The sequence below is a fragment of the Crassaminicella profunda genome, assembly GCF_019884785.1.
Taxonomy (GTDB): Bacteria; Bacillota; Clostridia; order Peptostreptococcales; family Thermotaleaceae; genus Crassaminicella; species Crassaminicella profunda.
The window spans coordinates 154,238-172,716 of the sequence record NZ_CP082326.1 but is presented as its reverse complement, the minus strand read 5'-3'; the positions used below and the strand labels follow the sequence as shown (position 1 = coordinate 172,716).

Sequence of the window (18,479 nt, the reverse complement as noted above, 5' to 3'; positions counted from 1 at the left end):
CTATTTTATCATATTCAAGTATTGTATTCAATTTTACTAAAAAAAAAGAAAGATGGCAAAAGCCATCTTTCCTATGCATCGATTTTTTCTGAAGGTTTTGTCAATATTTTTATTCCTGTAACAGCTAATACTGCAGCTAGTAGTAATAAGAATATAGCAAAGCCTACAAGAATATGATTTCCTGAAGCTATATTTGCTTTTAACAATTGATACAATGCAGTCACAGTAACTAAGAACATGAATACCATAGGCACTGCAAACATCATATAATTCTTGCCACTGTTCTTTAGCCAAACAGCAAGGGTAATAAGTGCTAATGCTGCAAGTAATTGGTTCGCTGAACCAAATATTGGCCATATTGAAGTCCAGCTTCCTAATGCTAACCATCCACCTAATACAACGGTTATAGCTGTAGCTACAAAACGATTTGTTAAGATAGATTGTGTTTCTTTTGTTGGGTCTTCAAATAATTCTTGGAATATAAATCTTCCAAGTCTTGTACCTGTATCCAAACTTGTTAATGCAAAAGCAGATACAGATAAAGCAACAAAGGATTTACCTACTGTATAGTCTATTCCAAGCTTCGACATAAATACACCAATACCATCTGAGAATACGTTTACAGGTCCACCAGCAGCTGCTAATTCTGCCATCTTTTCCTTTGAAATATAAGCTGCTGTGATAATAGCAATTACTGCTAATACACACTCAATAAGCATTCCACCATATCCAACAGGTTTTGCATCAGCTTCATTGTCCATCTGCTTAGAAGTTGTTCCTGAACCAACTAGTGAGTGGAACCCTGAAATAGCACCACAAGCTACTACAACAAATAGCATTGGGAACATATTCCATCCATTAGATGCTGTAAATCCTGTAAATGCTGGTAGTTGAATACTTGGTCTATAAAATACAAGTCCAAGTACTGCACCAAGAAGCATTGCGTATAATAAGAATGAGTTCAAATAATCTCTAGGCTGAAGTAATATCCATACAGGTGTTACAGATGCAATAAAAATATAAGCTAATAAAATCCCAACCCATACGTTCTTACTTAATACTAATGGGAACATATTTCCTAAATAGATACATACGAATAAAAGCGCAACCCCTATTACACTAGATATTCCTATTGGTGCACCTTTTCTATATACAAAGAATCCAAATGCAACAGCTAATATGATAAATAATACAGATGCTGAAGCTGCTGCTGGAACGCTTACAAATGTATTTGCAACAATATTTGTAAAAGCTGCAACAACTAATAATAATGTAAGCCATGCAAAGATAGCAAATAATTTCTTCATGCTTTTACCCATATTTGCTTCGATAATTTGACCGATAGATTTACCATCATGCCTTATAGATGCAAACAGTGAACCATAATCCTGTACACCTCCAAAGAAAATACCCCCTATAATAATCCAAAGCATTACAGGAACCCATCCAAATACTGCTGCTGCAATAGGACCTACAATTGGACCTGCTCCAGCAATGGATGCAAAGTGATGCCCCATAAGCACTGGTGCTTTTGCTGGCACATAGTCTACTCCATCATTGATTGTATGGGCAGGTGTTTTCCTTGTTGGATCAACGCCCCACTGTTTTGCAAGCCAACTACCATAGGTTACATATGCAATACTAAAAATAACGATACTAACAAGAATTAACCATAATGAGTTCATAATAATCCTCCTTTATATTTTTTTATTTTTAAACCTTATAAACCTCACCAACCTCCTTTCCCTTTTTATTGGTAATAATATCTCCACTACCTAAATGGACTAAAACTAATCTTATATCCGCCCATCCTTTCAATCCAAAGGAAAAGCTTTTATGAAATTTGAATTTTCTGACGATTTTTGGTATTTTTTGATTCTCTTCTTTAGCTGTTACTAATACCCCTGTAATCATACTAGACATATGCTCTGAATGGGGATGAATAAAATCATCTACAGATAATTTTAAAACCTCTATAAAATTTCTTAGTTTTTCCTCTGTCAACTCATCAAAATGTTTTATCAAACAATATTCATTGTTCTCAAAAGCATAGATAGGAATTTTTTTTGTTGCCATATACTTTTCATTTCTTATATGATATTTTGCATACAAATCTATTTGTAAATCCTTATATTGATAATCTCTTTCAACATCGAAATGACCCATTAGTTTTTTCTCTATTTTTTCTATATATTCTGTATATTTCATAGGCAATCTCCTAACTAGTCTTGAATAATGTGTATTATTCATTTTTTCATAGGGATAAATCCCTTGTTATACCTATACTATTCTAGATAACGAAAGTTTATATCCTTGCCAAAACATAAAACTTTATATTTACCAATTACCCTTTATCCTTAAACAATAATCAAAAAAAATATCTTTTTACATATTATACAAAAATTCTGATAATTTTAAAAGTGTTTTTATACATCATTTCCCTTTATTTCATAAAAGGTATTTAAAATAACATAAACTACCTTATTTTATACATGAAATGCAATTATTTTGCATGAACGGTATTTAAAAAAATGACGAGTATTCCTACTCGTCATCATCTTTAGCTTCTTACACTCATAGCACCCTTTTCTAAAGCTTCTTTGTTCAATGGTAATAAATGCTCTTTGCTAGGTCCAAATACTTTTTTTAGCGCCGCAAGAATAGATTCAATTTTTACAGTTTTTGTTATTTCTAAAAATGCCCCCAACATAATCATGTTGGCAACTTTTCCATTTCCTAATTCATTTGCCATTTCATTTGCAGGAATATAATAAGCTTTCACATCATCTCTTGATGTTTTTTTATCGATTAGTGAACTATTTACAAGTAATAATCCATCCTTTACAAGGGTCTTTTCAAATTTAAAAAGAGAAGGAAGGTTCATGACAATAGCAGCAGTTGAATCCGTTACAATAGGAGATCCTACAGGATGATCAGAAACGACAACCCCACAGTTTGCAGTCCCGCCACGCATTTCTGGTCCATAAGATGGCAACCAGGAAACATGCTTTCCTTCAATCATTCCAGCATAAGTCAGTAGTTGACCCATTGACATAACACCTTGCCCACCAAATCCAGCACAAACAATTTCTTGTGTTGCCATATTACTTCACCTCCTGTGGTGTACGGAAATTTCCTAATGGATAATAGGGAATCATGTTTTCTCTTAACCAACCTAAAGCTTCTATAGGCGAAAGCCCCCAGTTTGTAGGGCAAGTTGACAATACTTCTACAATACCAAATCCTTGTCCTGCCATCTGTACCTCAAAAGCTTTTTTAATCGCTTTTTTAGCTTTTCTTATATTAGCTGGTGTATCTACAGAAACTCTTTCTACAAACACTGCTCCTGTAATGGTTGCCAACATTTCAGAAACTCTTAAAGGCATCCCAGAATGATTCTTATCTCTACCAAAGGGAGCTGTAGTAGCCTTTTGTCCGATGAGTGTTGTAGGTGCCATTTGTCCACCTGTCATACCATAAATAGCATTATTTACAAAAATAGTAGTAATCTTTTCACCCCTATGAGCTGCATGAACGATTTCAGCAGCACCAATAGATGCTAAATCTCCATCTCCCTGATAAGTAAATACTGCCGCGTCTTTATGCACTCTCTTAATACCTGTTGCAACAGCTGGTGCACGTCCATGGGCTGCTTCATGCATATCACAATTAAAATAGTCATAGGCAAGTACAGAACATCCCACAGGTGCAACTCCTATGGCTTTTCCTAACAGATTAAGTTCTTCTAAAACTTCTCCCACTAATCTATGAATAATCCCATGGGTACATCCTGGACAATAATGAGTAGGTAGATCCTTTAAACCATTTGTTCTTTCAAATACAGCAGTCATTACCTCTCACCTCCTAAGATTTCCTTTACTTTTCCTACGATTTCATCAGGGGCTGGAACCATTCCTCCACTTCTACCATAGAAGTGAACAGGAAGCCTTCCCTTATTGGCAATCTTTACATCATCGATCATTTGTCCCATACTCATTTCAACACATAATAAGGCCTTTGTAGTATGAGGGATTTGATCAAATGCTTTCATTGGATAGGGCCATAATGTAATAGGTCTAATAAGTCCTACATTAATTCCTTCTTCCTTTAGTGCTGCAATCGCATTTTTTACAACCCTTGAAGTTGTACCATAAGCAACAATAACGACTTCTGCGTTTTCCATATTGTAAGCTTCATAGCGAACTTCATTTTTTTCCATTAAGTCATATTTTTCTTGTAACCTAATATTATGTTTTTCCAGCTCTGCAGGATCTAATGCTAAAGAGTTAATGATATTTGGTTCTCTTTCTCCCTTTGTTCCATCTGTAGCCCAGTCCTTTGGAGAAAGATCTCTTTTTTTAGGCTCTTTAAATTCAATAGGCTCCATCATTTGTCCAATCATACCATCACCTGAGATAACAACTGGATTTCTATAGTAATCTGCTGCGTCAAAAGCTTCCATAGTCAAATCTACTGCTTCTTGGAGGGTCGCTGGAGCATAAACTAGCAATCGATAGTCTCCATTTCCACCGCCTCTTGTATTTTGAAAATAATCTGCTTGAGCTGGTTGAATACCACCAAGTCCTGGACCTCCACGAGATATGTTTACAATTACACAGGGAAGCTCTGCTCCTGCAATATAACTGATTCCTTCTTGTTTTAATGCAATTCCTGGAGAGGATGAAGAAGTCATGACTCTTGCTCCTGCCCCTGCTGCTCCATATACCATATTGATTGCTGCTACTTCACTTTCCGCTTGTACAAAGCAACCTCCAGTTTTATGAAGCTCCCTTGCCATATATTCTGGCAATTCATTTTGTGGCGTAATAGGATAGCCAAAGAAAAATTTGCATCCACCTTTAATTGCTGCAGCAGCAATGGCTTCATTGCCTTTCATCAATATTTTTGCCATTTATTCCTCCTCCTTCCTCATTTCTCTCTCAACAGTAATTACCACGTCAGGACACATAGTCGCACAATTTCCACATCCAATACATTTATCCATTTCTTTTACAGTAGCAGGATGATACCCCTTAATATTGATTCTTTCTCGATCCATGACTACAATGTTTACGGGACAGACTGTTGTACATAGTTCACAACCCTTACACAAATTTTCTTTAAAAGAAACCCTACCTCTTGCTTTTGCCATAATTTCGACCCTCCTTAAGTTTACATCCAACTTTCTCGCATATACATTTCTATAGGAAAAATCTCTCCTTCCATAGAGAAAGGAAGTTCTTTTGAAACCTTTTCTAATGTACTGATATATTTGATTGGAATATTTAATCGATCTGAAACCTGTTTAGATAAATTTTGTCCTCTCAATACATCTTCTATAGTTGTTTCTCTTAATAGATGGGTATTATTTACTAAACCTGTAACTTTTGCTCTTGCAGTACTTTCAATAGTTTTTATATGATGAATTGCTCCCTCTACCTCTGAGGTTTGGGGTCTATTGGCATTAAGGACAGCAAACATATCATACTTACCTTTTTTTAGATAATTTGCATACCTTCCCAAAACCCTAGCTCCTACAGCATCTCCACCTACATCTAAAATGACTTCATAGCTTTCATCCTGCAGGGGATGAAGAACAGATGCTGCAATTGCTGGCAAATCAACTCCTGTGGATCTTTCAATACTGCTACCGATAACTTTGATGCCTACATCTTCAAGGATTTTTTGCTTTTCCCTACTTCGAAAATAGGGATTGACAATATCTAGATCTGCTAAAGCTACTTTTTTTCCTAAAGCAGTAAGCTTTATTGCATAATTTACAGCAAATTCAGTTTTTCCACTACCATAGTGGCCAATAATAATTTTAACTCTCTTATCATTTAGCATAAAATCACCTTTTATACGTATTCTTTTGCCTGCTCTTCTCCTCGTAAAACTCTTAACCCCCCTTGGGCTAGAGCAATCATTTCTTCTTCTCCTGGATATACTATTACCCTACCAATAAATGAAACTCGGTCTTGAATCCATCTAACAAACTCCTTATCATAAGCAATTCCACCTGTTAGAATAACTGCATCTACTTCACCTTTTAATACTGCGCCACAGCTTCCAATTTCTTTTGCTATTTGATAAGCCATAGCTTTATAAACAACTTCAGCTTTTTTATCTCCATCTTCAATCATCTTTCCTACTTCTCTACCATCATTGGTTCCAAGATATGCTACAAGTCCACCTTTTCCTTTGATCTTTTTCTTGACTTCCTCTATAGTTACTTTTCCTGAAAAACATAATTTAGCCAAATCTCCTACAGGAAGTCCTCCACTTCTTTCAGGAGAGAATGGTCCTTCTCCATCTAAAGCATTATTCACATCTACTACTTTTCCGCATTGATGAGCACCTACAGAAACCCCTCCACCCATATGGGCTACAATAAAGTTTCCTTCTTCATATTTTTTCCCAAACTCTTTCGCTGCACGTCTTGCAACAGCCTTTTGATTTAAAGCATGGAATATACTTTTTCTTTCAAGCTCTGGCATTCCTGATATTCTTGCTATATCATCTATTTCATCTACAACTACTGGATCTACAATAAACGCATCTATATCTAGCTGTTTTGCAATTTCATTTGCAAGGATTCCTCCAAGATTAGAAGCATGTTCTCCTAAAACACCTAACCTTAGATCTTCAAGCATTTTTTCAGATACTTTATAAGTACCACCCATAATAGGCTTTAAGAGTCCTCCTCTTCCTACAACAGCATGGATTTTTGTAATATTGATGCCATTTTCATTTAGCGTATCTAGGATTACCTGTTTTCTGAATTCATATTGATCATAAATTTTTTCGTATTGATTGATTTCTTCAGCACTATGTCTTAATGTAGTCTCAAGTATTGATTTTTCATTATCAAATACTGCAATCTTTGTTGATGTGGATCCTGGATTAATGGTAAGAATTCTTAATGTTTTTGTCATAAGATTTTTCTCTCCCTTTCATCTTATTTCTAACCCTAAACCTGGGTCTTATACCATCACATCCCTAAAAAATAAGACTTTCCATCTCAACTTCCTTTTTTTGCTGCCATCAAAACCGCTAAAGCAATAGAATTTAATTTTGTTTCATCACTATCTGCACGAGATGTAAGAACTACTGGTGCTTTTGCCCCAACAATTACCCCAGCATTTTTTGTATCTGAGAAAAATACCATGGATTTGTATAAAACATTTCCAGCTTCTATATTGGGAACCAATAAAATATCCGCACTACCTGCAACAGGATGATCGATTCCTTTGTGCTTAGCAGCCCTTTTACTTACTGCATTATCAAGGGCAAAAGGTCCACCTACTATACATCCTTTTATTTTTTCATTCTTATTCATTTCTTCTAATTCTTTTGCATCTACGGTGGCTTGCATTTTTGGATTTACTTTTTCTTTTGCACAAACAGCCGCTACCTTAGGTGTATTTATATCTAATGCATGAGCTACCTCTACAGCATTTTCTATGATTTGTTTTTTGGTCATCACATTAGGTGCAATATTCATGGCTGCATCTGTTATAAAGAACAATCGATCATAACTTGGTACTTGAAATACTGCTGTATGACTAAGTACATTTCCTGTTCTTAAACCAATTTCTTGATTAAGGACTGCTTTTAAAATAACAGCTGTATCTACTAACCCCTTCATAACAATATGGGCTTTACCAGTAGAAACAAGCTCTACTGCTTTTAGACAAGCTTCACTCATTTCCTTTTTATTGATCATTTCAAGTCCTGAAAGGTCTATATCATTTTCTTTAGCGATTTTCTCAATTTTTTCTTCATCTCCAACTAAAATAGCCTCTACAATCCCCATATTTTTTGCTTTACTTACAGCCATTAATACCTCTAAATCCTCAGCAACTGCAACTGCAATAGTCTTTGGCCCTCTCATCTTTGCAAATTGAATAATCTCATCCATGTTTTTAATCATTTATTTCACCTCATGTTCATAAATTTTATCTCTCTAAGTTGAAAACCTCCTATTTTTATCCATATTTAGGATAATTTCTTTGTAGTAGGTAAATTATCCTTCTATTTGTGTGAATTTTTCGAATTATCTATTTTATATTTTCAAGATTGATTCTATGTATCGCAAGATTCATGCCACGTACTTGTAATAAATTTTGTAATTTTTGCTATAGTTTTAATTTTCATGCTAGTGTTTTAATTTACTAACTTTTCACTATTTATTTTTTTCTATCTTATTTTTTTATTGCCATTTTTATTCTATGAAAAAAAGAAATAAAGTATTCAATGCAATATATTTCATGCAAAAGTATGCACACAATATGTTTCGTGCATACTTTTGCATATAAAAAAAACACACATTTCTGTGTGCTTTTACTCAATATGGTATTTCTTTAACTTATAATATAAATTTCTTATGGATATGCCTAAATCTTTAGCCGTTTTCGTTTTATTGTAACTATTATCATTTAATACCTTTAAAATATATCTTTTTTCACTAATCTTTATAATTTCTTCTAGTGTTTGCTTCTCTTCATCATTTTCTTCAAACCATTCTACAGGCTCAATCCGTTCTTTTTGGATTTTTCCTTGAGCAGCAGGAAGGTGTTTCGTTCTTATAATCATCTCATTAAATTTCATATTAATGATGGCACGACCTATGAAGTTTTCTAATTCTCTTATATTACCTGTCCAATTTAAATCCATTAATTTCTTTAGGGCATTGATAGAGATATCTTGAACAAACCTTCCATATTCCTGATTATATTTTTTGATAAAATGTTTTACTAATAATGGAATATCTTTTTTATGATGTCTTAGTGGCGGTATAATGATAGGAATTACATTGAGTCTATAATATAGATCTTCTCTAAATTTACCGCTCTTTATAGCTCTTTCTAAATCTAAATTAGTGGCTGCAATCACTCTTACATTTATATTGGTAGGAGTACTTCCTCCAACTCTTACAATTTCTTTTTCCTGCAATACTCTTAATAGTTTTGCTTGTGTATTCAAACTAAGTTCTCCTATTTCATCTAGAAAAATAGTTCCTCCATTTGCCTGCTCAAATAAACCTTTTCTTCCGCCTTTTCTTGCTCCTGTAAAAGCACCTTCTTCATACCCAAAAAGTTCGCTTTCTAATAAATTTTCACTAATTGCTGCACAATTTACTCGAACAAATTGTCTATATTTTCGATTGCTTTCATTATGAATTGCATGAGCAAAAAATTCTTTTCCCGTTCCACTCTCACCTCTTAAAAGTATTGTTGCAGGGGTTACTGCAGCTTTTTTAGCCCTATCAATAGCAGCTAATAATTGTTCATCTTCTCCAACAATATCCTCAAAAGTATATTTTGCTTCCAATTTTCTTATGATTTTTTTTGCTTGATCTAATTCATAGGTAAGTCTTTTGATCTCCGTCAAATCATGTAGTACTGCTACACTTCCTCTTAACTCTTCATCCACAATAATTGGAGCCGCATCTGCTAATACTTCCTTCCGAGAAGGACCTACCTTTAGTCTGGCATTCTTTATAGGCATTTTGCTCTTTAAAACCTTCAGATGGATACTTTCTCCCTCTGCAATATCAACTGTACAAATCTCTCCGATAATTTTTTCTTTCTTAAGACCTGTAAGTCTCGTATAAGCAGGATTAATCATTACACCAATCCCATCTTCATCTACAACTGATATGGCATCCTCTGTTGAATGAAATATGGCTTGCAGCATACTTTGCATTTCCTTTAAATTAGTAATTTCCGCTGCTAATTCTTTAACCTCTGTAATATCTCGAAAAACAGCTACTGCACCAATGGTCTTTCCCATATCATCCTTTATGGGCATACGATTTGTAACAATAGAAATATCCCCTAATGGCTGTTTTTGATTTAACTCTGATTTTCCTGTCTCTAAAATAAAGGGAAGTCTCGAATTTGTTACAACTTCTGTAATATATCTACCAAGAATCTTCATCCCTTCAAGCTTTGTCAACTTCTTTGCAGCCTTATTAAATAAAGTGATTATTCCATTTTTATCCACTGCAATCATGGCATCATGGGTAGAATCCAATATTACTTCTAGCTCTCTTTTCATGGCGCTTCTCCTTTTATCCAAAAACACCTGGATCTTTTTTTCCAGGTGTTTTTTTAGATTTAAGACTCTTCCGATTCTTCTTCTACATCTATAGGTGTTACTATTTCTCTTTTCTTTATGATCAAATCTACTTCTTCAGGAACAACTCTAATTCCCTCAACTTTTTTAGATAATTCATGTAAAATACGAACATAATACAATCCTTCTGATAAATCTCTTCCATTAATATAAAGATTGATATCCTCTTTATTGATTGTATCTAACATACTCTCTACAGCCCTTACCTCAACCTTTATAGTCTCTGGCATCTTACTTAAATCTATCGTATAATCTTCCTTTACCTCTTTTATATTGATTTCTTCTTTTTTAAAGAAAATCTCCTTAGTCTTTATAGCTTCCACCATTATAAGAACAGTAGGATCTTTATCTAAATCTTTAGTATTTACCCCTTCTGGTAAGATTAAAGTAATATCCTTTCGAATAGTACTATCTAATCCATTCAAGTTCACTGTTTTTCCTTTAATTTGCTTAATATCTTCTATCATTTCTTTTTTTCCTTTAATCATTACTTTTTCTTGACTTAATCTAATATTGGTTATTTTAAAACCTTCCTTTGCTACTCCTTCATAGGATACAGCAATAGGGACTTCTTTTATTCTTAGTATTGGCAAAGTTATATCTGCGTATTTATTTTTCACCTCTACACCATTTACTACCTTCCCTTCTCGATTGACAGCCTTAAGGGGCAGTCTTTCTATTATATCTTCCTGTCGATCAGATACATTTACATCTGCTATCACCTTTGCTACTGTATTCACTAGACTCTCTGGTCCCTCTATAACAACTTTTTGGGGAGACACCAACGCATCTCCAGGCTCAAAACCTTCAGTAGGCTTTGAAGTAACTCGTACCTGCACCGTCCTTTGCGCCTTTACAATTTCATCTAATGTAATCTTAATCTGCTTCGGAGATATGTCTACAATTTCTGCATTAGGTGGTGCACTTACCTCAACAGGTACACTATTGACCCCCTCATGAAATCCTCTTAAATCTGCTCGAACAACTATATCTTTAGGACCAATTTTATATAATTCATTTCTTCTCCCACTAATTTTCACATTCACCGAAAAATCTTTTTGACCCATCACCACAAGACCAGACTGCTGCAAGTCTTCTATATTAAGAAGCTGTACATCTACATTATTAAGTTCTATAATACTCTGTGGATTTACTTCTCCCATCACATAAAGCCAAAGAATCACAGCAAAAATAATTGAAATCATCTTTGGTGTTGTATTTCTACTAAAAAATCTACTATTTTCTATATTAAATTTAATTTTTCTCCATAAGTTATTCATGTTTTTGTCTCCAATTCCAACTGAACAAAGGCTTATTATTTTCAGGTTTATATGCATTTTTAAGTACAGCCCTTAAGGTCTTTCCATCTAAATATCTAGATAGTTTTCCATCCATGGCAACAGATATAGCTCCTGTTTCTTCTGAGACCATAATAGAAACTGCATCACATCTTTCACTGATTCCTATGCCTGCTCTATGTCTTGTACCTAATTCTTTACTTAAATTTGGATTTTCTGTAAGGGGCAACACACAACCCGCTGCCATTATCTGGTCCTTTCTAATGACTACTGCCCCATCATGAAGGGGTGTATTAGGAATAAAAATATTAATTAAAAGACCTGAAGAAACATTTCCTTGAATAGATGTTCCTGTTTCAATAATATCTTCGATTCCTGTTTCTCTCTCAATAATCATCAAAGCTCCTATTTTTTGTCTTGATAGATAGGAGGCTGCTTCTACAATCTCATCAATATTATCATTTACATCTTCATGGGACATTTCCATAATAGATTTTGTAAATAGCTTGGTTCTTCCTATATGTTCAAGAGCACGTCTTAGCTCTGGCTGGAATACAATTAACACTGCAATCATTCCTAATTCTAATGCTTTCTTTAAGATCCAATTTATGGCATATAATCTTGACCATTCACTAACCTTCGTTGCAATAAGGAGTACTACTAACCCCTTTAGTACCTGTTCAGCACTTGTATGACGAATTAGCATAAAAAGTTTATAAAAAACAAAAGCAACAATTGCCATATCCATTACATCTCGTATTCCTATATTTAAAAATACTTCCATTACTTCTTTCAATCACAACACCTCTTCAAAAAATAATATTACAAATCATCTCTATTAATTATTCTAATATAGATGATCAAAACCCTTCAAGTCCTATGAGAAATTTTTATTTTTAAACTTTTAGACTTATTTATTATTTTACACTATTTTTAAATTCAATAGCCCAATGATACAAAAATTTAATATTAGAACATCTTTACATGATTCTCTTATTTTGTGGAAAAATAATAAAAAGAAAATGAAAGGATAGGTGGTTATGGTCAAAAAGCGTGTCAATAAAATAACAGATAATAAAATACCTAGTAAAGATGATTTGATCACTGATACTATTAAAGATCAATTAGAAGAAAAAATGCAGGCAAGCAGTATGGATATTAATGTATTCTGTAGAGATGGATATGTTCACATGTCTGGAATGGTAGATGTTTTATCAGAAAAAAAATATGCTGAATCTATTGCAAAAGGAATCGAAGGCGTTCAAAAAATTGAAAATAAAATTACAGTTGCTATGGATAGTAACATTACCGACAAGCATATGGAAAAAGAAGTCATTACCCATCTACAAGGAGTTTCTAAGCTTTCTGGTGTTGGGGTAAAAATTGAAGATGGTGTTGCAAATCTTTTAGGTACTACAAATACCCTAAAGGATGCTCATACTGCCATGGGTATTGCCTCTGAAGTTCGGGGCATAAAAGATGTTGTAAACAATATTCATATTACTACTAAGAAAGAATTTGATGATGCGACCATTAATAGTCATGTGACACAAGCCCTTAGTACCACACCTTTAAGCTATATGGATATTGCCCATTCAGTAAACAACGGAAAACTCACATTAAAAGGCTATGTGAATAATAGAAATGAAATGGAACTAGCCAAGGAAATTGCTATGGATGTTGAAGGTGTTACAAAAGTTATCAATAAACTAAAGTTACGAAAATAGTCATAAAACGCCCAAATTTTGGGCATTTTTATTTGACATTTTTTTTGATTCGTCATATTTCCCAGGAAATTTTCTACAAGTTATTCTTTTAAATGTCCTTTATAAAATCAAATATCCCCTAATTTTTATAATTTTTTGTCTAGTAGCAATTTTTCATAGGTAATTGAACATACTAAACCTAAAGTTATTCTAAGCAAATATATGAGGTGATGAATATGAATTATGAACAAATTATTCAAAATACTATCAAGTCTAATAACTCCAAAATTGTTTTACTTGTAATGGATGGCATAGGAGATATTAGAAGCATGAACTTTAAAAATAAAACGCCACTAGAATATGCTCATACTCCAAATTTGGATAAATTGGCAAAAGCATCTATTACAGGACGTATGCATCCCATCCTTCCAGGTATTACACCCGGAAGTGGCCCAGGGCATCTCGGTCTTTTTGGTTATGATCCTTTGAATAATTCTATTGGGAGGGGAGTTCTAGAAGCTATTGGTATTGATTTTGAATTAAAATCTTATGATGTAGCTGCAAGGTGTAATTTTGCTACTATGAATGACAAAGGGTTGATTACAGACCGTAGAGCAGGAAGAATCCCTACTGAAATGACTGTAGAATTATGTAATATTTTAAAGAGCATAAATGAAATTGATGGTGTAGAAATTATTATTAAACCTGGGAAAGGTCACCGATTTGTAACTATATTCAGAAGCAAAGAAAAGTCCATGGGATCAATGATCAATGATACTGATCCTTTGGTTGAAGGAAAAGCACCTATTCCAGCAGCTGGAAAAAATGCATCTTCTCAATTTCTTGCAGATGTAATCAATAAATTTATCAAACAAGGATATGCACTAATAAACGATAAAAATCCTGCAAATGCATTTTTGATGCGAGGCATTGCATCAAAGCCAAAAATTCCTTCTATGAGGGACAAATATTTATTAGAATCTGCTGCTATTGCTACCTACCCTATGTATCGGGGAATTGCATCTTTACTTGGTATGACACTCCTTCCTGCTCCTGATTCTATAGAAGGTTTATTTGAAACTTATGTAAATTATCATCATAAATATGATTTCTTCTTTATTCATGTAAAAGGTACCGATCAAGCAGGGGAAGACGGAGACTTTGATTCAAAGGTAAGCTGCATTGAAAAAGTAGATAAAGCACTTCCTATTATTCTTGAAAATAAACCTGATGTCTTAGCCATCACAGGAGATCACTCCTCGCCTTGTGCAATGCGCTCTCATAGCTGGCATCCTATTCCCCTACTCATTCATAGCCAATTTGCTGGGGTAGATGATGTTAAAAAATTCCATGAAAATGCTTGTAATAATGGTGGGTTAGGATTTTTTGAAAGTAACTATTTAATGGGCATTCTTTTAGCCAATGCTAAGAGGTTGGATAAGTTTGGTGCTTAATATTTATGTGCTATAATAAATGTTGATTATAAAGAAAGGAGGAGAATAATGGATATTAAACAGATATTAAAAGAAATGATAGAAAATCCTAGTGTTTCAGGGTTTGAATACACTATGGGAAGTATAATTGAAACTTATTTAAAAGAACTAACAGACGACATCAAAAAAGATAAACTAGGAAATTTAATTTCCTATAAAAAAGGAAATGCTAAAAATCCTATTAAAATTATGCTAGCAGCCCATATGGATGAAATAGGTCTTATGGTAAAGGATATTGATAAAAACGGATTTATTAAAGTTACCAATATTGGTGGAGTTGACCAAAGAACCCTTCTTGCTCAAGAAGTCATGATTCATGGAAAAGAAGATGTATTTGGAGTTGTTGCTACAAAAGCACCCCATCTACAAACAATTGAGGATCGAAAAGGTGCTATAGGAATAGAAGATCTACTTATAGATATTGGAATGACCAAGGAAGCAGCTGAAAAAGTAGTTTGTATTGGTGATGCTATTACCATTCATAGAAAGATGATTCCACTTCTTGGAAGTAGGGTTGCAGGTAAAGCTCTTGATGATAAAGCTGGTATTGCTGCAATGATTGAATGCTTTAGAGAACTGAAAAAAATCAATCATGCATGTGATATTTACGGAGTAGCAACCGTACAAGAGGAAGTAGGAACAAGAGGGGCTATGGTTAGTACCTTTGGAGTCTCTCCACATATTGGTATAGCTATAGATGTTGGTTTTGGCAAAACTCCTGAATTATCTAAGGATGATACGATAGAGTTAGGAAAGGGTCCCGGAATTACTTTAGGTGGTAATATTCATCCAAAAATACATAAAAGATTAAAAGAAATTGCAAAAGAATATAACATTCCATTCCAAATTGAATTAAGTCCTGGTAACTCTGGAACAGATGCTCAATCCATGCAAATCACCCAATGTGGTATAGCAACAGGGGTATTGTCTATTCCACTACGATATATGCATACCTCCGTTGAAACAATCGACCTAGACGATATAAAAAATACAGGACGACTTCTTGCTTATTTTATCGCAAGCCTAGACGATGAAGATTTGGAGGGATTTTTATGCTTCTAAAAAAGCTTTGTAATATACCCAGTGTTTCAGGAAATGAAAAAGAAGTACGAGACTTTATTTATGAAAAAATCAAACCTTATGTAGATGAAATAAAAATTGATTTTTTAGGAAATCTTATTGCCATTAAAAAAGGAAAAGAGAGTTTTCCATCTATCATGCTATCAGCCCATATGGACGAAGTCGGAATGATGGTAAACTCTGTTGATGAAAATGGATTTATTAAATTCTTACCTGTAGGAGGTATGGATGATCGTATTTTTGTTTCTAAGGTAGTTGAAATCGGCAAAAACAAAGTAAAAGGTGTTATTGGAGCAAAGGCTATTCATCTTCAAGAACCAGATGAAAGAAAAAAAGCCTTAAAACATAAACAACTATATATAGATATCGGGGCAAAATCAAAAGAAGAAGCTGAAAAATTAGTTTCAAGAGGAGATTATATTCATTTTGATAGTGAATATATAGAATTTGGAGAAAATCTTATAAAAGCCAAAGCTTTAGATGATCGAGCAGGTTGTGCAATGATTATGGAAATTTTAAAGGAAAAATATGATTCTACCATTTACGCAGTCTTTTCTGTACAAGAAGAAGTAGGGCTTCGTGGAGCAGGGGTTGCAGCCTATAGACTAAATCCTGATCTAGCGCTTGTATTAGAAGGAACTACTTGCTATGATCTAACAGATATAGATGAGCCAGATTTTGCTACTCGTTTAGGAAATGGTCCTGCCATTTCTTTAGTTGATAGTGGTTCATATTTTGACAAAAATATCATAAAAAAATTACTAAAACTTGCAGAAAAGAATAATATTAAGGTACAGTTTAAGCAAACAACCAAAGGTGGAAATGATGCAGGAAGAATTCATTTAACAAGAGAAGGAATTCCTACCTCAGCTATTTCTGTCCCATGTAGATATCTTCACTCTCCTATTTCTGTAATCCACAAGGATGATTTTGAAAACGCTATAAAACTTGTATCCCTTTTCCTTGAATCTATAAAAAAGGAGGATGATTATGAATAGTGAATTATTAAAAAAACTTACAGAAGAGTACGGCCCTTCTGGAAATGAGGAAAAAATTCGTCAATTCATTCAAAATGAAATAAAAGATTATGTAGATGAAATAAAAATTGATAAAATGGGTAATCTAATGGCCATTAAAAAAGGAAATGGTAAACGAGTAATGCTTGCTAGTCATATGGATGAGATTGGTGTAATCATTACAGGTATTACGGACAATGGATTTTTAAAATTTTCCAATATTGGAGGCGTTTCTCCATATATTTCTCTTGGTCAAAGGATCATATTTTCTGATAAAACAATTGGAGTAATCGGAATGGAACACTTAGATGATATGAAAAAGCTAAAGCTTGAGAAAATGTATATTGACATTGGCGCAAAATCAAAGGAAGAAGCATTAAAAAAAGTAAATATTGGAGATGTAGCTTCCTTCTATAGCTCTTTTACTACCCTTGGTGATTTTATTACTTCAAAAGCTTTAGATGATCGAATTGGTTGTTTTATTACCATCGAAACCATAAAAAACTTAAAAGATTCTCCAAATGAACTTTATTTCGTCTTTACGGTTCAAGAAGAATTAGGACTCCGAGGAGCAAAAACTGCAGCTTTTTCAGTAGACCCTGATTTAGCTATCGCTATAGATGTTACGAGTACGGGCGATACCCCTCATGCAAAACATATGGCTGTTAAATTAGGGAACGGTCCTGCTGTAAAAATAAAAGATAAATCCTTACTCAGTCACCCTGCTGTAAAAAAACTAATGATTGATACAGCAAAAGAAAATCAAATTCCTTATCAATTAGAAGTATTAGAATTTGGTGGAACAGACTCAGGAGCTATCCATCTAACTAGAAGTGGGGTTCCTTCAGGTGTTTTATCTATTCCTTGTAGATATGTTCACAGTCCTTCAGAAATGATTTCTAAAGAAGATGTTGAGAATAGTATTACTCTTTTGACGAAAATATTAGAAAAGAATATATAATAAAAAAAGACTATGCTAATTAGCATAGTCTTTTTAGAATCGCTTCAAAAAATAAAATGGAGCAGAAGACGAGATTCGAACTCGCGACCCTCGCCTTGGCAAGGCGATGCTCTACCACTGAGCCACTTCTGCAAAATTAAAATGGTGCGGGTGGAGGGACTTGAACCCCCACGCCGAAGGCGCTAGATCCTAAGTCTAGTGCGTCTGCCAATTCCGCCACACCCGCAGGATTCAATCACCCAAATTTTATATTTGGTGTAAATGAAGTACTCAAGAACTTTAGTTTCTAAGTTTCATTTTCATTTGTTAAACAAACATAGTTAACATATTAATGTTAACTAAAATTGGTGGGCGTAACAGGGTTCGAACCTATGACCCCCTGCTTGTAAGGCAGGTGCTCTCCCAGCTGAGCTATACGCCCTAAAATTGGTGACCCATCCGGGAATCGAACCCGGGTTACCGCCGTGAAAGGGCGGTGTCTTGACCGCTTGACCAATGGGCCTTAATGGCTCCAAGGGTGGGGCTCGAACCCACAGCCTACCGGTTAACAGCCGGTTGCTCCACCATTGAGCTACCTTGGAACAAATAAACCAGCGACGACCTACTCTCCCAGGCAGTTGCCCGCCAAGTACCATCAGCGCTGAAGGGCTTAACTTCTGTGTTCGGTATGGGAACAGGTGTGACCCCTTCGCTGTAGTCACTGGATGCTGCAATCCCCCAAATTTTATATTTGGTGTGATTGTAGTACTAAGAAACAAATGCGTTTCTTAGTTTCATTAATTTAA

17 protein-coding genes, 5 tRNA genes and 1 rRNA gene are annotated in these 18,479 nt (G+C 34.4%); 5 read left to right on the top strand and 18 right to left on the bottom strand.

Translation table 11 applies throughout. From position 1 onward, the window contains the following. Positions 1 to 71: 71 nt before the first annotated feature. The 12 genes from K7H06_RS00850 to cdaA form a co-directional block, all read right to left on the bottom strand. The gene (locus K7H06_RS00850; RefSeq protein ID WP_223038101.1) at positions 72 to 1,685 is read right to left on the bottom strand and encodes a carbon starvation CstA family protein; all 1,614 of its coding nucleotides are present in this window, start codon (positions 1,683 to 1,685) and stop codon (positions 72 to 74) included. 28 nt (positions 1,686 to 1,713) lie between these two features. Next, the gene (locus K7H06_RS00845) at positions 1,714 to 2,208 is read right to left on the bottom strand and encodes a DUF8052 family protein (protein WP_223038100.1); all 495 of its coding nucleotides are present in this window, start codon (positions 2,206 to 2,208) and stop codon (positions 1,714 to 1,716) included. Positions 2,209 to 2,560: 352 nt separating this feature from the next. After that, the gene (locus K7H06_RS00840; RefSeq protein ID WP_223038099.1) at positions 2,561 to 3,103 is read right to left on the bottom strand and encodes a 2-oxoacid:ferredoxin oxidoreductase subunit gamma family protein; all 543 of its coding nucleotides are present in this window, start codon (positions 3,101 to 3,103) and stop codon (positions 2,561 to 2,563) included. A 1-nt stretch (position 3,104) separates the two neighbouring features. Further along, positions 3,105 to 3,851, bottom strand: coding sequence for a thiamine pyrophosphate-dependent enzyme (locus K7H06_RS00835; RefSeq protein WP_223038098.1), 747 nt, complete (start codon positions 3,849 to 3,851; stop codon positions 3,105 to 3,107). Beyond that, a complete protein-coding gene (locus K7H06_RS00830; protein WP_223038097.1) occupies positions 3,851 to 4,912 on the bottom strand; it encodes a 3-methyl-2-oxobutanoate dehydrogenase subunit VorB in 1,062 nt (353 codons plus the stop codon). The genes K7H06_RS00835 and K7H06_RS00830 overlap by 1 nt, the downstream gene beginning before the upstream one ends. Then, the gene (locus K7H06_RS00825; protein WP_223038096.1) at positions 4,913 to 5,152 is read right to left on the bottom strand and encodes a 4Fe-4S dicluster domain-containing protein; all 240 of its coding nucleotides are present in this window, start codon (positions 5,150 to 5,152) and stop codon (positions 4,913 to 4,915) included. A gap of 20 nt (positions 5,153 to 5,172) precedes the next feature. Next, on the bottom strand, positions 5,173 to 5,847 hold the full coding sequence (locus K7H06_RS00820; RefSeq protein WP_223038095.1) for a nucleotide-binding protein: 675 nt from the start codon (positions 5,845 to 5,847) through the stop codon (positions 5,173 to 5,175). A gap of 11 nt (positions 5,848 to 5,858) precedes the next feature. After that, the gene (gene buk / locus K7H06_RS00815) at positions 5,859 to 6,935 is read right to left on the bottom strand and encodes a butyrate kinase (protein ID WP_223038094.1); all 1,077 of its coding nucleotides are present in this window, start codon (positions 6,933 to 6,935) and stop codon (positions 5,859 to 5,861) included. A gap of 86 nt (positions 6,936 to 7,021) precedes the next feature. Next, positions 7,022 to 7,933, bottom strand: a complete 912-nt coding sequence (gene ptb, locus K7H06_RS00810; protein WP_223038093.1) for a phosphate butyryltransferase — start codon at positions 7,931 to 7,933, stop codon at positions 7,022 to 7,024. A 410-nt stretch (positions 7,934 to 8,343) separates the two neighbouring features. Continuing rightward, a complete protein-coding gene (locus K7H06_RS00805) occupies positions 8,344 to 10,062 on the bottom strand; it encodes a sigma-54 interaction domain-containing protein (RefSeq protein ID WP_223038092.1) in 1,719 nt (572 codons plus the stop codon). A 59-nt stretch (positions 10,063 to 10,121) separates the two neighbouring features. Next, positions 10,122 to 11,420, bottom strand: coding sequence for a CdaR family protein (locus tag K7H06_RS00800; protein WP_223038091.1), 1,299 nt, complete (start codon positions 11,418 to 11,420; stop codon positions 10,122 to 10,124). Next, complete coding sequence (cdaA, locus tag K7H06_RS00795) at positions 11,413 to 12,234, bottom strand: diadenylate cyclase CdaA (protein ID WP_223038090.1); 822 nt, start codon at positions 12,232 to 12,234, stop codon at positions 11,413 to 11,415. Before cdaA ends, K7H06_RS00800 begins: the two co-directional genes overlap by 8 nt. Before the next feature lie 244 nt (positions 12,235 to 12,478). Here cdaA and K7H06_RS00790 point away from each other — a divergent pair, with 244 nt between their 5' ends. The 5 genes from K7H06_RS00790 to K7H06_RS00770 all read left to right on the top strand — a co-directional run bounded on the left by K7H06_RS00790 (position 12,479) and on the right by K7H06_RS00770 (position 17,694). Then, a complete protein-coding gene (locus K7H06_RS00790; RefSeq protein ID WP_223038089.1) occupies positions 12,479 to 13,165 on the top strand; it encodes a BON domain-containing protein in 687 nt (228 codons plus the stop codon). A 215-nt stretch (positions 13,166 to 13,380) separates the two neighbouring features. Beyond that, entirely contained in the window at positions 13,381 to 14,598 is a 1,218-nt protein-coding gene (locus tag K7H06_RS00785) for a 2,3-bisphosphoglycerate-independent phosphoglycerate mutase (protein WP_223038088.1), read from the top strand. Between the two features lie 48 nt (positions 14,599 to 14,646). Further along, the gene (locus tag K7H06_RS00780) at positions 14,647 to 15,699 is read left to right on the top strand and encodes a M42 family metallopeptidase (protein WP_223038087.1); all 1,053 of its coding nucleotides are present in this window, start codon (positions 14,647 to 14,649) and stop codon (positions 15,697 to 15,699) included. Continuing rightward, on the top strand, positions 15,690 to 16,715 hold the full coding sequence (locus K7H06_RS00775; RefSeq protein WP_223038086.1) for a M42 family metallopeptidase: 1,026 nt from the start codon (positions 15,690 to 15,692) through the stop codon (positions 16,713 to 16,715). Before K7H06_RS00780 ends, K7H06_RS00775 begins: the two co-directional genes overlap by 10 nt. After that, positions 16,702 to 17,694 carry a M42 family metallopeptidase gene (locus K7H06_RS00770; RefSeq protein ID WP_484795921.1) on the top strand — a complete coding sequence of 331 codons (993 nt, stop codon included), beginning with the start codon at positions 16,702 to 16,704 and terminating at the stop codon, positions 17,692 to 17,694. Before K7H06_RS00775 ends, K7H06_RS00770 begins: the two co-directional genes overlap by 14 nt. A gap of 57 nt (positions 17,695 to 17,751) precedes the next feature. Here K7H06_RS00770 and K7H06_RS00765 read toward each other — a convergent pair. The 6 genes from K7H06_RS00765 to rrf form a co-directional block, all read right to left on the bottom strand. Further along, a tRNA-Gly gene (locus K7H06_RS00765) sits at positions 17,752 to 17,826 on the bottom strand. Between the two features lie 10 nt (positions 17,827 to 17,836). Then, positions 17,837 to 17,920 (bottom strand) — tRNA-Leu (locus tag K7H06_RS00760). A 119-nt stretch (positions 17,921 to 18,039) separates the two neighbouring features. Continuing rightward, positions 18,040 to 18,115, bottom strand: a tRNA-Val gene (locus tag K7H06_RS00755). A 6-nt stretch (positions 18,116 to 18,121) separates the two neighbouring features. Continuing rightward, positions 18,122 to 18,196, bottom strand: a tRNA-Glu gene (locus K7H06_RS00750). Positions 18,197 to 18,200: 4 nt separating this feature from the next. Next, positions 18,201 to 18,275: transfer RNA gene (locus K7H06_RS00745), tRNA-Asn, on the bottom strand. 7 nt (positions 18,276 to 18,282) lie between these two features. Beyond that, positions 18,283 to 18,399, bottom strand: a 5S ribosomal RNA gene (gene rrf, locus K7H06_RS00740). Between the last annotated feature and the right edge of the window lie 80 nt (positions 18,400 to 18,479).